This is a genomic window from Lacinutrix sp. YIN62, assembly GCF_057219185.1.
The window spans coordinates 76,402-90,989 of record NZ_JBXVVH010000009.1 but is presented as its reverse complement, the minus strand read 5'-3'; the positions used below and the strand labels follow the sequence as shown (position 1 = coordinate 90,989).

The following is a 14,588-nucleotide window of genomic DNA, read 5'->3' as shown; positions in this document are numbered from 1 at the left end:
TATGAAATATTATATTATTTCAGGAGAGGCTTCTGGCGATTTACATGGCTCCAACTTAATGAAGTCTTTATTACTTGAAGATGTAGATGCAAATTTTAGATTTTGGGGAGGTGACCTTATGCAAAATGTTGGAGGAACACTTGTTAAACATTACAGAGAACTTGCCTTTATGGGCTTTCTAGAAGTGGTAATGAATCTAAGAACGATTACCAAAAATCTTGCTTTTTGCAAAAAAGACATCGAAAACTACAATCCAGATGTTATTATTTTTATTGACTACCCTGGCTTTAACTTGCGCATTGCAAAATGGGCAAAACAAAAGGCTTATAAAACCCACTATTATATTTCACCTCAAATATGGGCATGGAAAGAAAACAGAATTAAAGCTATAAAAAGAGATGTAGAACAAATGTATGTTATTCTTCCGTTTGAAAAACCATTTTACGAAGACAAACATAATTTCCCTGTACATTTTGTTGGTCACCCGTTAATAGATGCAATCGCTGACAGAGTACAAGTTGATGAATTTGACTTTAGAACTCAAAATGGATTGAGTGACAAGCCTATTATTGCATTGCTTCCTGGCAGTAGAAAGCAAGAGATTATAAAAACGCTATCTGTTATGCTGAGTTTAGTTGACAACTACAAAGCATATCAATTTGTAATTGCTGGAGCCCCTGGTCAAGATTATAATTTTTATAAGCAATTTATAAAAAAGACTAATGTTCATTTCATTAGCAATAAAACTTACGACTTGCTTAGTGTTTCTACAGCAGCTCTAGTAACCTCTGGAACAGCAACCTTAGAGACTGGTCTCTTTAAAGTTCCACAAGTAGTGTGCTATAAAGGAGGCTGGTTATCGTATCAAATTGGTAAGCGCCTTGTTAAACTAGATTATATTTCTCTAGTAAATTTAATACTAGACAAAAAAGCTGTAACGGAACTAATTCAAAATGAATTCAATCCCAAACGTTTAAAAAAAGAATTAGACCTTTTACTTGACGCCTATGAACGGACTAAATTTTTTATTGACTATTATAGTTTAGAGAAAAAATTGGGAGGTAAAGGCGCCAGTAATAAAACTGCTAAATTAATATATAAATCTATAAACAATTCCTCTAATTGATGCCAAAAACGACTCCAAAACTACTATTCCTACTACTATTATTACTCATAACGGCCTGTGGTTCCTCGAAAAACAAACGCGCTGTTATTACAAAAAAATCTAAGACTAGCAAAACCGTAAAAAAAACAACTAAAACGTCATCAAGTAATGCCAGTACAAGCACTGTAGCGAAGGCTATTGTTAAACATGCAAAACAATACAAAGGTACACGCTACAAGTATGGAGGCACAACTAAGGCTGGCATAGATTGTTCTGGGTTAATATACACTTCGTTTAAAAAGGAAAGTATAACACTTCCTAGAGTTTCAAGTGCTATGGCTACAAAAGGTAAATGGGTTGATTTAAAAAAGGTTAAACAAGGAGATTTACTCTTTTTTTCGACAAAAAAAAATAGTCGCAAAGTAAATCACGTAGGCTTGGTAACCTCTGCACGAGCTGGGAATATTGAATTTATTCATGCTTCAACCAGTAAAGGAGTTATTATATCTAACCTCGCTGAACGTTATTGGTATTTTGCTTTTGTACAGGCTAGACGCTTACTTTAAAAAACAAATAGCCTAATATTCACTATATTAGGCTATTGAAAGCCCTTAATTTCAACATAATAAAGCTAACGATCTGTTTGGTTCTTGGAATATTTACAGCACATTACTATAACATTCCTTTAACTAGCGCTTTACACGTCCTTATTTTACTACTAGCAGTATTAAGCTTATTCCTCCTTATTCCCAGACAAAATAACCTTGTCATTATATCCTTTGGTATAACTAGCTTTATAACAATGGGTGTTATTGGTGTTTTCATTACGACGCTAAATAATGAAAAGCGACTTCCACAACATTATTCCCAATTTAACCTTAAAGAAAAACAAATCACCTTTAGAGTTAGATCTAGCCTAAAGTCAGGAAACTATAACCAAAAATACATCATTGATATACTTAAAATTGAAAATAAAAGTGTTTTAGGTAAAGCGCTATTAAATCTTAAAAAAGACAGTACAAACAGTAGTTTAAAGATAGATGATATCTATTTAACAACGGAAACTTTTTTAGTTTTAGACTCTCCAAAAAACCCAAATCAATTTAACTATAAAAACTATCTGGAACGGCAATATGTATTCTTCCAAATGCATACTGAAAGGGAGAAGTTACTCTGTGTTAGTACTCAAAAACATACTTTTTTGGGCTATGCAGAGCTCCTTAGAGATATTATTAATACTAAACTAAAGCAATACTCCTTTAGTTCTGATGCTTTAGCTATAATTAATGCAATATTATTAGGGCAACGCCAAGATATAAGTAAAGCATTGCAAGACAATTATGTTAATGCAGGAGCGATTCATATTCTTGCAGTATCGGGCTTACATATTGGTATACTACTCGTAATACTAAACGCCTTATTCTCACCTTTAAAATACTTAAAGTATGGAAAAACAATAAAAGTATTTCTTATCGTACTAATACTATGGGCTTTTGCTATTATTGCTGGTTTATCAGCTTCTGTGACACGCGCAGTTACAATGTTTAGCATTGTGGCTATTGCCATGCACCTAAATCGCCCCACAAACATTTATAACACACTAACAACTTCTATATTTATATTATTACTTTTTAAACCCTTGTTTTTATTTGACATCGGTTTCCAACTCAGTTATCTTGCTGTATTTGCTATCGTAATAATTCAGCCTATACTTGCTAAACTATGGCTTCCTAAGCATTATATTAGTAAACTTTTTTGGAATACGTTCACTGTAACCCTTGCGGCTCAATTTGGTGTAACTCCAATTAGCTTATTTTACTTTCATCAATTCCCTGGTTTATTCTTCCTATCTAATCTTATTATTGTTCCGCTTCTAGGCTGTATTCTAGGCCTTGGTCTTTTTATAATAATACTAGCGCTATGCAATGCATTACCAACGTTATTCGCTGGCTTTTTTGGATGGATTATAAACACAATGAACCGCTTTATTAAATGGATTTCTTTACAAGAACATTTTCTTTTTCAAGACTTATCCTTTAGCGCCATTCAAGTCATTTTCTCATACTTATTAATCATCACTTTAACAAGATTTATCCTTAATAAAAGTTATAAAAGACTACGATTAGTGCTAATTTCCATAGCATTATTTCAAGGTATTTTAATCTTAACAAAAGATAATTTTAACACTCGTTTATTTACTATTTTTCATAAAAGTAGATATACTATTATTGGATTAAAAACGAATACGACTCTAAAACTAAACTCAAACTTGGAGAAAGCAAACCAATACAGAATGCTAAACAATTACAAGATTGCCAATAACATAAATGTTTTGACAAAAGACACGCTACAATCGGTTTACAAAATAGGAACAAAATATCTTTTTATTATTGATAGTCTAGGGGTTTATAACATCAAAACATTTACCCCTAATTATATATTACTAAGAGATTCACCAAAAGTTAACTTAGAAAGACTCATAGCGACTTTAAACCCAGAACTTATAATTGCGGATGGAAGTAATTACAAATCGTATGTGAAACGTTGGAAAGCGACCTGTAAAAAACAAAAATGCCCTTTCCACTATACTGGTGAAAAGGGCGCATTTATTATAGAAATGGACTAAACCATTTTAAATATAACCTTCTAACGTATGAATTAATTAGAAAATTCTGCTTTAAATTTTTTATAATAATCATCAAATGCTTTTTGAGTATCCATTCCTTTATGATCGTTATTTTTAAACATTTTAAGATATAACTCCAATTGTTGCGGTGTTTTATATCCTACTATAGGAGAAATAAATTCCCCCGTCTCATCCAAGAATACCATTGTTGGATATGATCTTATACTAAAATACCTAGATAATTCATGTGATGAGTTTCTTCTTTTCGCTTTTTTAGGATTATAATTAGGATTTGAAAAAGTTTGTCCTTTAAAATTAACAACCTCATTCCCTTCTGCATTAAACTTTACAGCGTAGTAATTCTTATTTACATAATCAGCGACATCTTTATTGTGAAATGTATTTCGATCTAACATTTTACATGGACCACACCAACTCGTATACATATCCATAATAATTTTTCTTGGCTCTTTCTTTTGAAGCGCTACCGCTTCTTCTAGAGTTACCCAATTAATTTCTTGTGCGGAAATTGATATAGAAGCTAGTACTGTAAGCAGTAATAAAATGATAGTCTTTTTCATTCTTTAATTCGTTTAATTTTTATTCATAAGTCGCAAATAGTATTCCAAAGTTACAAAAAATAAAAAAACGCCTCTATGAGACGTTTTTTATTTTTATTTATCTAACACCATGCATTAGTTTTTTTATAAAAGGATATAATATTGCTGATAAAATTCCTAATCCTACAGCGACCGCTGTTAATAACCAGAAAAAATAACTTAACCCTTCGGTTTTCGCAATCCCTTCTGAAGCTTCTCCGAATACTCCTGCCAACTTCATTCCTATAGCTACCGCCAAGTACCAAATACCAAACATCATTGCAATCATTCGTCCTGGTACAAGTTTACTAACATAAGATAAAGCAACAGGTGAAATACATAGCTCTCCCATAGTATGAAAGAAATATACTAATATTAACCAAATCATACTCACAGAAGCTGTTTTAGCTCCTACAGGTATAGATGAAGCACCTATTGCCACACAGGCCATTCCAACTCCTAATAATACCATTCCTATAGCATACTTCATATTTGCATTAGGATTATATTTACTTTCCCACCACTTAGAGAAAAGAGGAGCAAAGGCTATTATAAATAATGAATTTAACACCCCAAACCAAGATGCAGGAACTTCTGCAACATCTTTAACAAACTCATTATACAACATCCAGATTGCGATAGCCCATATAATGATAAAACTCGTCCCTAGTATAATATTTGATAAACCATATTTTGAAAAAGTTTTTTTAAATAATAACCATAATACCCATGTTATAATACCTAAAGGAATAACTGTCATTAAAGAATTAATAATCTTAAAAGTAAAAGCAGCATTCCCTTCTAAAACTCTTTGAGTATAATCTCTAGCGAAAATAGTTAAAGAACTTGGGGCTTGTTCAAAAATCGCCCAGAAAAAAATTGTAATAAATGCAAAGAAAATAACAGCTAACATTCGATCTCTTGTAATAATATCATATTTTGGAATACGAATTACTAGCAAAAGAATAAACAAAAATAGAGCCACTAAAATTATCACACTTGCTCCTGTTAAACCAAATAAATTAAAATCGAATAAATTATATTCTCCTCCAGATATTTTAGCCACTGGATCATTTAAAATCCAAGCTAAACCTAGTAGAGATGAAATACCAATAATAGCTAATTGAAAATTTGTAAAAGGATTTAATTTAGGTTCATCGTCTCCAAGCTTAAGTTCCTTTTCATTTTTATTTTCAGGTTTTAAACCTATTTTACCAAAAATATCTTGTGACAACCAAAACTGTAATAAACCAAACAGCATAAATATACCGGCTAAACCAAATCCCCAACTCCAACCTACTTCCTCTCCTAGATAGCCACAAAGTAAAATTCCTAAAAATGCTCCCGCATTTACTCCCATATAAAAAATAGTATAAGCACCATCTTTTTTCTCTGGCTTGCTCTTGTACATTTCAGATATAATAGAAGTCATATTGGGCTTAAAAAAACCACTTCCAAAAACAAGAAGCCCTAACCCTAAATAGATGAAAAATGAAGTTTCTAGAGCCATCGAGGCGTGTCCTAAAGTCATTAGCAAAGCTCCAACAAGTACAGCCCATCTAAACCCGATAATTTTATCGGCAAAATAACCTCCTAATAAGGTTGATAAATAAACTAATGATGTATAGGTTCCAAAAATAGCAAATGCATGCTCTCTTGGCCAACCCCATCCGCCATCAGTCAATGAGGCTGTAAAAAACATTACTAATAAAGCGCGCATACCATAATATGAAAAACGCTCCCACATTTCGGTAAAAAACAGCACAAATAATCCCGCAGGATGCCCTAAAACTTTATCTTTAAAGATATTCTCAATATCAGTACTCATAGTATAATTCCGTTTAGTTCGTGTTTACTAATTTTAGATCTTCTTTTAATCGGTTATCACTCTTTCATTATCTTCTGCACCATGCGTCAAAACTTCAAGTTTCTTTCTAAATACCATAACTAAAGCTCCGAAAATAACGCAAAAAACAGCAATACCAGTAAAAATCGTAAATTCCCCTAAACTTTCAGAAGCCTCTCCTAACAAACCGGCTAATTTATTCCCAAAACCAGTCATAGCAAAATAAACTCCCATCATTAACGATGCATATTTTACAGGCGCTAATTTTGTTATATATGATAATGCAACTGGAGAAATACATAATTCACCTACAGTATGGAATAAATAAGCCAACACTAACCAATACATTGCAGAAGCTCCATCGCTTTCATACTGCCCTGCTGCTGCTGTCATAAAAAAGAATCCTGTTCCCATAATAATAAGTCCAACTATCATTTTAAACAATGACGTAGATACTTTTCCTTTTAATTTTCTAGCCGCCCAATATGCTGCAACTGTTGTCCCTAAAAAGATAATAAACATTGCATTTAATGATTGAAACCATGACGCAGGAACCTCCCAGCCCATTAGCATTCTATTTGTTTTTTCTTTAGCATATATATTCATAAGTCCGCCTGCTTGTTCAAACGCTCCCCAAAAAACAATAACAAGCATAAACGAAACAAATAAAACGATGATTCTATCCTTTTCAATTTTTGTGAGAGGTTTTTTCATAGCATCTATATCAGATTCATTTTCTGAAGCTCCTAAAAAATTACCAACTGTTTTTAAGTGTTTTTGACCTAACATGTATTGTAATAATCCTAATGCCATCCCTATACCTGCTAATCCAAAACCATAATGCCATCCATGTACTTCACCAACATAACCAACAATTAAACTAGACAAAAATGCGCCAACATTTATACCGATATAGAATATTGTAAATCCTTTATCTCTTCTAATATCTCCCTGCTTGTATAAACCTCCTACCATTGTTGAAATATTAGGTTTTAATAGGCCTACACCAGCTATAATTAGCCCTAAGCCAGTATAAAAAGCCCACATTACTTCAATTGCTAAAACACTATGTCCAGCAACCAGAAGAATCCCTCCATATAGCACTGATTTTTTTTGTCCTAAAAATTTATCTGCAATCCAACCTCCTGGTATAGAAGCCACATATACTAACATAGTATACCATCCATATAAAGCTAAGGCTTCTCCTTTGGTCCAACCTAATCCAGCATTAGCATCTGTTGTTGCCTGCACTAAGTACAGTACTAATATTGCTCTCATACCATAATATGAAAAACGTTCCCACATTTCTGTGAAAAATAACACATACAATCCTACTGGATGTCCAAATAATTCTTTTTGTTTAATTGCACCTGATGCAGCCATAATTTTATTATTAGTTAGTAAAAATTATTATCCTTTAATTTCTATTTCTTCTTTTATCTCATTAGGTTTCTTAATCTTATCCCCTAAAGTTCTATCTATGAAGTTAGACATTTTCTTATACAAATGCAATCTTGTATTGCCGCCATAGATTCCATGATTTTTATCGGGATAAATCATCCATTCGAATTGCTTATCTGCCTGGATCAATGCTTCAACCATTCTCATAGTATTTTGCACATGTACATTATCATCTCCTGTTCCGTGAATTAATAAGAAATCTCCTTTTAATTTATTGACATGATTTATTGGGGAATTATCATCATAGCCACTCGCATTTTCCTGAGGCGTAGTCATGTAACGCTCTGTATATATAGAATCGTAAAACCTCCAACTAGTAACTGGTGCTACAGCTATTGCCATCTTAAACACATCGTTTCCTTTAAATAAAGCATTACTACTCATAAAGCCACCGTAACTCCATCCCCAAATCCCTATACGACTGGCATCTATATAAGAACGTGTTCCTAATTGCTTAGCAGCTTCAATTTGATCCTCAACCTCTAACTTCCCTAGTTCTTTTTGTGTTACTTTTTTAAAATCGGCTCCTTTAAAACCTGTTCCTCTGCCATCTACACAAGCCACTATATAACCTTTTTGTGCCAGCATTTGATACCAATAATCGTTTGCGCTGTTCCAACGGTTAGCCACTTGTTGCGATCCAGGTCCTGAATATTGATACATAAACAAAGGATATTCTTTTGTTTCATCAAAATTCGCAGGTTTTATCATCCACATATTTAAATCATTGCCATTAACGTTAATTGTACTAAACTCTTTTTTAGATGTTTTATAATTTAAAAGTTTTTGAGTCAATATATCATTGTCTTTAATACTTTTAATTACGGCTCCTGTTGCAGCATTATTTAAAGTATATTCAGGAGGTGTTGTTGCACTAGAAAAGGTATTAATAAAATAGGTGAAATCTGTACTAAAAGCAGCGCTATTAGTTCCAGAAGTTTTTGTTAAACGCTTTTTGTCAGTACCGTTTAACTTTATAGAATATACGTCTCTGTTTATGGATCCATTTTCAACAGATTGATAATATATTCGTTTTGTTTTAGCATCAAAACCGTAATAATTGGTTACCTCCCAATTTCCTTTTGTTATTTGGTTTATCAACTTCCCTTTTTTATTATAATGATAAATATGGTTATAACCATCTTTTTCACTTGTCCAGATAAAGCTATTGTCTTTTAAAAATGTTAAATTATCTGTAATGTCAATATAAGCATCATCTTTTTCAGCTATGGCTATAAAGGCGCTATTTTTTTTAGTATCAATCATCCAAAGGTCAAGTTCATTTTGGTGACGATTCATAAACTGAGCACTTAAAACATTAGGATTATGAGTCCATTTAATTCTAGGAATATAAAAATCGTTATAGTCTTTTTCTATTTTAACTGATTCTGTTTTATTTTTGTTTAAGTCATAGATGTGCAGTGATACAATTGCATTAGCTTCTCCTGCTTTAGGGTACTTAAATACGGTTTGTGTTTGATAAAGGTTTTCTCCATAAACATCCATTGAAAATTCTGGCACTTGAGTTTCATCAAAACGTACAAACGCTATTTTATCACTCGCTGCATTCCATTCAAAAGCCTGTACTAATGAAAACTCTTCTTCATAAACCCAGTCTGTAATACCATTTATAATTTTATTTTTTTCACCATCAAATGTTATTTGAATCGTTTCCCCTGAATTTAGATCTTTAACATATAAATTATTGTTCAAACCATAAGCCACTTTAGTTCCATTTGGAGAAAAGGTTGGTTCTTGAATTTTATGCTCTGAAACAGGAATAACGGTTTTTGTTTTGGTATTAAAAACAAAATAATGCCCCAAGGTCGAACGTCTAAAAATAGACGCTTCATTTGTAGCTAACAATACTTGTGTTTCATCCTTGCTAAATTTATAATGCGAAAAATACTTAACCGCATCCAAATCTGAAGAATTTACAAGTGTTTTTACCTTCTTAAGCGTTTTATAATCATATATATCTATAGCTGTTGCTCCTGTTTTGTTATTAAAATTCAAAACCGAATATTGTTTTCCATTATTCATAGAATGCAATACATCGAGGCCAGCTGTTCTAAAAGCGCCACCCCAAATTTCTTCGAGAGTTATGTTTTTTGTTTGAGCTGATGTTAAAGTAGTTGCAAAAAAGAAAGTAAGCAGTAAGAGTTTACAAATTTTCATTAGGTAGTAATTTTAAACAAAATAATGCCAAGTTTACTAAAAAATACGCAAAAAACCCCAACTATTAACAGTTATTTCCATCTTTACAGTGCTGTTTCTTGTATTTAATCCTTGTCTGCGTTTTTTTAACAATTTGCGCGCGCCTATTTCCCTTCCCTATTACAAATTATTTGAACCTAAAAGCGAAGCAACATTCTTTCCATCAAGAATAGTATATTTGCTTCATAAAATGTGCACTGATGAGTAAAACGATTACTGGCTTTTCCAAACTTTCAAAATCTGAAAAAATAAATTGGATCGTAAGCAAATACCTTTCTAATTCTACTATTGCAAAAAAGACTATTACGCAGTATTTTAATTCCGATAAAAAACTACAACAACTCCACGATGAATTTATAGAAAACACGATTTCTAATTATTACTTACCACTTGGTATTGCGCCTAATTTTTTAATAAACGGTTCTGTTTATGCTATTCCTATGGCTATAGAAGAAAGCTCTGTTGTTGCAGCTGCTAGTAAATCGGCTAAATTTTGGATGGATCGTGGTGGCTTTAAAACGACAGTAATTTCTACCACTAAAATTGGTCAAGTGCATTTTATGTATCCTGGAGAATTAGCAGATTTACAAGTTTTTTTTAACACTATAAAATCCAAACTCATTGAAACGGCGAAGCCCATAACACAGAATATGGACAAACGTGGTGGCGGTATTTTAGATATAGAATTACGTGACAAAACTGAAGCCATAGAAGGGTACTATCAATTGCATGCGACTTTTGAAACTCTAGATGCAATGGGAGCTAATTTTATAAACTCTTGTTTAGAACAATTTTCTAAAACTTTTAAATCTGAAGCAAAAAAAATATTAGATGGTTCTATAGATATCATCATGAGCATTCTTTCTAATTATGTTCCAGATTGCCTTGTTCGCGCAGAAGTTTCGTGTAAAGTTTCGGAATTAACAGAAGGTGATGTAGATCCTAATATTTTTGCTAAAAAATTCGTTCAGGCAGTAAATATCGCTGAAGTAGAACCTCATAGAGCTGTCACGCATAATAAAGGCATTATGAATGGTATTGATGCGGTTGTTTTGGCCACAGGAAATGACTTTAGAGCTATTGAAGCTGGAGTGCATGCCTATGCTGCTAGATATGGGAAATACAGTAGTTTGACACACGCTAAAATTGAAAATGGCATTTTTAGTTTTTGGATGGAAATCCCTTTAGCTTTAGGAACCGTTGGAGGCTTAACAAACTTACACCCACTTGTAAAAATTGCGTTGGATATACTAGGAAACCCTAAGGCTTCAGATTTAATGCAAATAGTCGCTGTAGCAGGCTTAGCACAAAATTTTGCTGCCTTACGCTCTTTAACCACAACAGGAATTCAGGAAGGGCATATGAAAATGCATTTGATGAATATTTTAAATCAATTTGGCGTTACCAACAAAGAAAAAAACACGATAGTAGATCACTTTAAAAACCAACCAGTAACACACAGTGCTGTTGTAAACCTTATAAATGAACTACGCCATGAACAATAATTTTATTTTTAATCATTAATTTTAAACAGTGCATACTTTTTATAGCAACGGAAAATTATTACTTACAGGTGAATATGTTGTCCTTGATGGTGTTAAAGCTTTGGCGCTACCCACCAAATATGGACAATCATTAATAATAAAACCTATTGAAAAACCAATAATTACTTGGAAGAGTTACACTGTTGATGGCTCTATCTGGTTAGAAACGGCTTTTAGCTTTAACGAAATTTCAACAGGTGTTTCCAGTATTGAAAACAAAATCGCTAAGCAATTACTCTTAATATTACACACCGCTAAAACATTCAACCCTAATTTTTTAAACACTAAAAAGGGCCTTGCGGTTAGCACCAAGCTAGATTTCCCTAGGGATTGGGGTCTAGGCTCTTCGTCAACCCTATTGAATAACATTGCACAGTGGGCAAAAATAGATGCTTTTAAACTTTCTAATGCAACTTTTGGAGGTAGTGCTTATGACATTGCTTGCGCGTCCTATAATACGCCTATTTTTTATTTTCTTAAAGACAGCTTTCCTAATATTGAACGCACTGACTTTAACCCTAAGTTTAAAACGCAATTACATTTTGTACACTTAAATGAAAAACGAAATAGTAGAGATGCCATTAAAACATATCAAAGCAATAAAACCCTTGCTCCAGATATATTGCTAAAAATAGAGCATATTACCAAGCAAATAAATAAGGCTAACACTCTTACTGCGTTTGAAGAATTAATCGCTAATCATGAAGTTTTAATTAGTAAAATCACCAATCAAACCCCCATACAAAAACGCCTTTTTAAGGATTATAACAATACCATAAAAAGCCTAGGTGCTTGGGGTGGCGATTTTATCTTAGCCACTGGTGAACGCGATTATGTCATGCAGTATTTTAACGCTAAGGGTTATAACACGATTATCCCTTTTAAGGATATGGTATTATAATAATTCCCTCAACAAAACATGCCTTGCCCATTTTTTTAGTTTTAATACAGTTTTGAGTATTTCACTACTTTTAGACAAAAATATAAGCATAAAAAAAGAGTTCGTAAATTACGAACTCTTTTTTTATGCTTATTTTTTTAATTATTGAACTGTTTTAGCCCTATTATCTTCTATTTCAGCAGCATCTTTTAATGCTTGTAATAATCTTGAATTAACAGCATTCTCTTTCTGAATTCTAAGTCTATTTGCATACGATTGATAGTTATCTAATGCTACAGCTGGTGTCTTTTTTATCACTTCTATCATATAAACACCATTTGTTCCTGTAACCATTTTTGAAGTAGCACCTTCAGCTAAACCAAAAGCTGTTCCAACAACAAGAGGTTCTCTTCCTGCTCCAGCTATAGTAGGGTTTTTCATATTAATTGCAGATGCAGATTTAATGGTTTGATTTTCTTCAGATGCTAACGCGTCTAAAGTCGTTGCTTCAATTCTATCTTTAATTAATTTTGCTTTCTTCTCTTTTCTTATTTCTGGTAAAGCTGTAACAGAAGCGTCTGTTACATTCATTAAACCAGCTTCATTTTGGGCTGTAATTTGAGCAACCACATAACCGCCTCCACTAATTGAAAAGCGCTTTACATCTCCAACTTTAGCATCTTCTTCAAAAGCCCATCGTACTATTGGTCTTTGATTACCTACACCAGGTATATTTTCATCTAAAGCTTTAATTGTATTTACTGGGTTAACCGTAACATTCATTTCTTTAGCAGCTTCTTGAAATGTTTTTTTGCTTGTTGCCACTTCAAAGTTAGAGGCTTCTCTAAATATTTTATCCTCTGTATCTAAAGAGGCTTCTATTTTTCTTTCAACAGTCGCTAATTTATAAGCCGTTTCTTTTTCTCCTTGATCTAATATTTCAATAATATGGTATCCAAATGCCGTTTTAACAGATGCTATATCTCCTTTTTTATTTTCGAAAGAGAAGGTTTTAAACTCCTGAGCAAAAGGAGAAGCATAAGCCATTTCAATTTCACCATTCTTTTCATTACTAACTTTATCTGAAGACAATTCTAATAAATCTGTGAATTTAGCGCTTCGCGATGTCAACAACCCAACAATACTATCAGCCGTAGCTTTAGCTTGTCCCTCTGTTTTTACAACATCTGCTCCCGCTCTTTGCGCTCCTACAAAAGGGATTAAAATATGTCTTACTTTTGAAGAATCTGGCAATTGCGCTGTCGCTACTAATTTTGTTAATTTAAAATTACCCGCATCTTTATATGGTCCATAAACACTCCCAACATTTAATTTTGTAATGGTATCTTTTATTGCTGCAGGTAAAGCATTTGCAAATTCAAAATTATCAGCATATCGTAAATCGGAATCGGAATATTCACTTACAAACCCAGCAACTTTATCATTAGTTATTCTAGCAAATCCAACGATAGTATCGGTTTTACCGTTTTCGTAAACAGGTGTATCGTTAATAATTTTTGCTAAATCTGCTTTTATTGTATTTTCATCTTCTATTGAAGCAACTTCATCGAACTTAACATACTGGATATTTCGTGAATCTTCTACTTCGTATTTCTTTTTGTTTTTGTTTATGTATGCTGTTATTTCAGATGTAGAAACCGTTATTGTACTATCGGCAATTGAAGAAAAAGGAATTTGAACAAATTTAATATCTACTTTATCGCCTTCTAATTTATGCTCCAACTCACCTTCTGTTAATGTTGCCGTAGTTCCAGCCTTAACTAAGTTCATGTACGTTTCTTGCAATCCTCTTGCAGAAACAGACACTTCATAATTAATCCATTGTTGGTAGGCTTGCTTATTTGGAGAATCTTTTAAATTAGCGATATAAGTATTTAATTTCGCTTTATCAAATAAGCCTGCTTCGTTTTGAAATTCTGGGCTATTCTGTAGGTTAGGCATTAATAAGTCTATCATTTGCTCTCTTCCTACGCTTAAGCCTAAAGCTTCAAATTCGCTTTCCATAACCATTCTATTCACCTCAGCACTAAATACTTGATTCATTATTTGTGTTGCTGTTGCATTTGGGTTTTTTCTAGCCTCTACTTGCGCCATAAATGCCTCTCTAGAAATATCCTTTCCATTTACTGTTGCCACCACATTAGGCGACTTACCACCAAAACTTACATTAGAATCAAAAAGTCCTGATAATATAAAAGCAAATAATGCTAATGCTATTACGAGTATCAGTACGAACGTTTTCTGTCTTATCTTATTTAAAATTGCCATCTGTTGAAATAGATTTTATGA

The 14,588-nt window shown here is 32.8% G+C and carries 10 protein-coding genes; 5 read left to right on the top strand and 5 right to left on the bottom strand.

From position 1 onward, the window contains the following. The first annotated feature begins 1 nt into the window (after position 1). The 3 genes from lpxB to AC2D8I_RS07790 all read left to right on the top strand — a co-directional run bounded on the left by lpxB (position 2) and on the right by AC2D8I_RS07790 (position 3,731). Positions 2-1,126, top strand: a complete 1,125-nt coding sequence (gene lpxB, locus AC2D8I_RS07800) for a lipid-A-disaccharide synthase (protein ID WP_484705434.1) — start codon at positions 2-4, stop codon at positions 1,124-1,126. Continuing rightward, complete coding sequence (locus AC2D8I_RS07795; protein ID WP_484705433.1) at positions 1,126-1,671, top strand: C40 family peptidase; 546 nt, start codon at positions 1,126-1,128, stop codon at positions 1,669-1,671. Before lpxB ends, AC2D8I_RS07795 begins: the two co-directional genes overlap by 1 nt. Positions 1,672-1,748: 77 nt before the next feature. Then, complete coding sequence (locus AC2D8I_RS07790) at positions 1,749-3,731, top strand: ComEC/Rec2 family competence protein (protein WP_484705432.1); 1,983 nt, start codon at positions 1,749-1,751, stop codon at positions 3,729-3,731. Between the two features lie 32 nt (positions 3,732-3,763). Here AC2D8I_RS07790 and AC2D8I_RS07785 read toward each other — a convergent pair whose 3' ends face one another. The 4 genes from AC2D8I_RS07785 to AC2D8I_RS07770 form a co-directional block, all read right to left on the bottom strand. Then, positions 3,764-4,312 carry a thioredoxin family protein gene (locus AC2D8I_RS07785; RefSeq protein ID WP_484705431.1) on the bottom strand — a complete coding sequence of 183 codons (549 nt, stop codon included), beginning with the start codon at positions 4,310-4,312 and terminating at the stop codon, positions 3,764-3,766. Between the two features lie 97 nt (positions 4,313-4,409). After that, positions 4,410-6,158, bottom strand: coding sequence for a peptide MFS transporter (locus tag AC2D8I_RS07780; protein ID WP_484705430.1), 1,749 nt, complete (start codon positions 6,156-6,158; stop codon positions 4,410-4,412). 45 nt (positions 6,159-6,203) lie between these two features. Then, positions 6,204-7,559, bottom strand: a complete 1,356-nt coding sequence (locus tag AC2D8I_RS07775; RefSeq protein WP_484705429.1) for a peptide MFS transporter — start codon at positions 7,557-7,559, stop codon at positions 6,204-6,206. Between the two features lie 27 nt (positions 7,560-7,586). Continuing rightward, positions 7,587-9,815, bottom strand: coding sequence for a S9 family peptidase (locus AC2D8I_RS07770; RefSeq protein ID WP_484705428.1), 2,229 nt, complete (start codon positions 9,813-9,815; stop codon positions 7,587-7,589). A gap of 239 nt (positions 9,816-10,054) precedes the next feature. On the opposite strand from AC2D8I_RS07770, the gene AC2D8I_RS07765 reads away from it, so the two are divergent. Both AC2D8I_RS07765 and AC2D8I_RS07760 read left to right on the top strand, forming a co-directional pair. Next, on the top strand, positions 10,055-11,359 hold the full coding sequence (locus AC2D8I_RS07765) for a hydroxymethylglutaryl-CoA reductase, degradative (protein WP_484705427.1): 1,305 nt from the start codon (positions 10,055-10,057) through the stop codon (positions 11,357-11,359). 28 nt (positions 11,360-11,387) lie between these two features. Then, a complete protein-coding gene (locus tag AC2D8I_RS07760; RefSeq protein WP_484705426.1) occupies positions 11,388-12,299 on the top strand; it encodes a GYDIA family GHMP kinase in 912 nt (303 codons plus the stop codon). A 141-nt stretch (positions 12,300-12,440) separates the two neighbouring features. Here AC2D8I_RS07760 and AC2D8I_RS07755 read toward each other — a convergent pair whose 3' ends face one another. Next, complete coding sequence (locus AC2D8I_RS07755; RefSeq protein ID WP_484705425.1) at positions 12,441-14,567, bottom strand: SurA N-terminal domain-containing protein; 2,127 nt, start codon at positions 14,565-14,567, stop codon at positions 12,441-12,443. Positions 14,568-14,588 lie beyond the last annotated feature (21 nt).